Genomic DNA, 2,608 nt, shown 5'->3' with positions numbered 1-2,608 from the left:
GCTGCTTCACATGACCTCCGAATCCACCTCAGGATACTGACCCGGCGGCGCCTCGTCACACCTGGCTCGTACCGCCGGTCGAGGCGGCCGACCGGACACCAGGAGTGACGACATACGGCCTCGCCCGAGGCCACACCGCTCCGCCTCCACACGAACGGCCTCTCACCACCCTTGACGGCCATGAAACACGTCACTAACATCTTTGGAATCAGATTCCAACAGATGGAATAACGACATGTCACTGCAAAGCAAACGAGTCGCCAACCTCTCAGCGCCCAGGGATATCGACCCGAGCGAGTTCCGCAACGTGCTCGGTCATCTCCCCACCGGGGTGGTGGTGCTCGCGACCACGGCCTCCGGTCGGCCTGTCGGAATGGCGGCCAACTCGATCACCTCCGTCTCACTCGACCCGCCCCTGATCGCTGTGTGCGCCGCTCACACGTCGAGCACGTGGCCACTGCTCCGGAGCGAGCAGCGCTTCTGCGTCAGCGTGCTGGCCGCGCATCACGAACCGATCTCACGGCAGTTCTCGCGCTCCGGCACGGACCGGTTCGGCGGGATCAGCTGGCACCACCGCGAAACCGGCCCGGCGCTCGACGACGCGATCGCCTGGCTCGACTGTGAGCTGGTCGCGGAACACGACGCCGGCGACCACACGATCGCGGTGGCACGGGTGCTGGACCTCGCATCCGCGCAGGACGGACGGGCCCTGGTCTTCTTCCGGGGTCAGTACGGCCGGTTCGTACCGACCGACCTCGACCAATCCCGAAGGGAAAGCGCGTGAAGCTCCTTTTTTTCAATGACTTCCGGCTGGGCGTATTCGACGGCGACTCCGTCATCGACGTGAGCGGCGCTGTCGCCGACCTGGCACCGGCACACCCACAGGAACTGCTGATGGCCGTCATCACACGGTGGTCGGAGTTCGAGGACAGGATCCGGCAGGTGGCCGAACAAGGGCCCGGCGTCCCGCTGGACACCGTCCGTGTCCGGCCCCCGGTCCCGAGGCCGCTGAACATCGACTGCATGGCACGCAACTACATGGAGGGCGCGACCGAGCGCCCCCCCGTCAACGGCTTTCCCAAGACGCCACACTCGATAGTGGGCCACGGCGACCAGATGGTGCTGCCCGACATCCCCGCGACGGTGTTCGAAGGGGAGGCCGAGCTCGCGGTCGTCATCGGGCGGCGGGCCCACAACGTGTCCGTCGACGAGGCGATGGACCACGTCTTCGGGTACACCAACCTCATCGACGGCTCTGCCCGAGGTATCCCGCCCCGGCAGAACGCCTTCTACCAGATGAAGTCCCGTGAGACCTTCTGCCCGATCGGCCCCTTCCTGGTGACCGCCGACGAAGTGCCGGACCCGCAGAACCTGCCGGTCCGCCTCTGGACCGACGGCAACCTGATGCAGGACTTCAACACCGACGACATGGCCTACAGCGTCGCCGAATCGATCGCGTTCGTCTCCTCGCTGCACACCCTCGAACCCGGTGACCTGGTGGCCACCGGAACCACCCATGGTGGCCTGCACCCGCTCATGGACGGTGACGTCGTCGAACTGGAGGTCGGTGGCCTGGGACGGCTGCGCATCGACGTCCGCGACGACCTCAGGCGCACCTGGAAACGGGAGACGCGTCACGACCGTGCACTGGCCGGCCTCAAGGGCTCGCCACCGCAACTGAGCGGCAAGTACACACCCGAAACGGTCCAGGCCTGAAGTGCGCGTACTGCACGTCACTGACGTCTCCGGAGCCGCGGATATGCGTCAGGTTCTCCTCCCCTACCGCGACGCCAGGGACAAGGGACCGTACGACGTCATTCCGGCATCGCGCTTCTGGCTCGCCCGGCTCCGGGCACACGAGGCACCCGCGCTCCCGGCACTCGGCTGCCACCTGGTCGTAGTGCTGTCCGGTCGCATCGAGTTGTCCGTCAGCGGGTCTCCCGTGACCGAACTGGAACCCGGTGACGTCGTCTGCTTCGATGTCGGCGCTACCGACGACGTCACACTCACGTGGCCGGACGACGCCTGGCTGTTCTTCATCTCCACGCCGGGATGGGTGCCGGAACCGGGCCGCCTCCGGACCGGCTCCCATGACAACCCCCGCCCGGGCCGACCCCTGTTCACCTGGATACACGACGACGGCGGGCGCTCACGCTCCGAGCCTTTCCAGTGGCCGTACCCTCTCGCCCCGGTACCGCCGCTGGACAGATGGCCGACGTCGATCGGGGCATTCGCCACCCGACGCGACTACGGATCGGAGGGTTACGCCCCGGGGGTATGGCACAACGGTCCGCGCCGGCAGTTCGCCATCACCCTGAACGGAAGCGCTGAGAACGAGACCGGCGACGGCACCGTCACCAGCCCGGTGACCGGCGACGTCGCCCTCATCGACGACGTGACCGGAGCCGGCCATGTCACCCGCGGCCACGGAGACCGGTGGATGATGTTCGTGACGGTCGCTCCCGGCAACCTCAGCGAACTCGCCCCGGAGACCTGAGCTCCCCCCGCACCATTGGGGAACCTGCCGCCCCCGGAGTCAGCCACGGCCAGGATCGACGCGAACCGCGGCCCGGGTCGGTTCGAACGGTGAGGAGGGCAGATCTCCGGT

3 protein-coding genes are annotated in these 2,608 nt (G+C 67.3%); all 3 read left to right on the top strand.

All coding sequences use genetic code 11. The annotated features are described in order from the left end of the window. The first annotated feature begins 235 nt into the window (after nt 1-235). The 3 genes from AOK01_RS40120 to AOK01_RS40110 are packed head-to-tail and all read left to right on the top strand — an operon-like array spanning nt 236 to nt 2,497. Complete coding sequence (locus AOK01_RS40120) at nt 236-784, top strand: flavin reductase family protein (protein ID WP_055520589.1); 549 nt, start codon at nt 236-238, stop codon at nt 782-784. Beyond that, nucleotides 781-1,716, top strand: coding sequence for a fumarylacetoacetate hydrolase family protein (locus AOK01_RS40115; RefSeq protein WP_055520587.1), 936 nt, complete (start codon nt 781-783; stop codon nt 1,714-1,716). The genes AOK01_RS40120 and AOK01_RS40115 overlap by 4 nt, the downstream gene beginning before the upstream one ends. A gap of 43 nt (nt 1,717-1,759) precedes the next feature. Further along, nucleotides 1,760-2,497 (top strand): cupin domain-containing protein, encoded by a 738-nt coding sequence (locus AOK01_RS40110; RefSeq protein WP_157871684.1) that lies wholly within the window; start codon nt 1,760-1,762, stop codon nt 2,495-2,497. Nucleotides 2,498-2,608: the final 111 nt, after the last annotated feature.

It is taken from the genome of Streptomyces aurantiacus, assembly GCF_001418335.1.
GTDB classification, from domain to species: domain Bacteria; phylum Actinomycetota; class Actinomycetes; order Streptomycetales; family Streptomycetaceae; genus Streptomyces; species Streptomyces aurantiacus.
The sequence above is the reverse complement of the archived record's forward strand: the minus strand, read 5'-3'. Positions and strand labels throughout refer to the sequence as shown.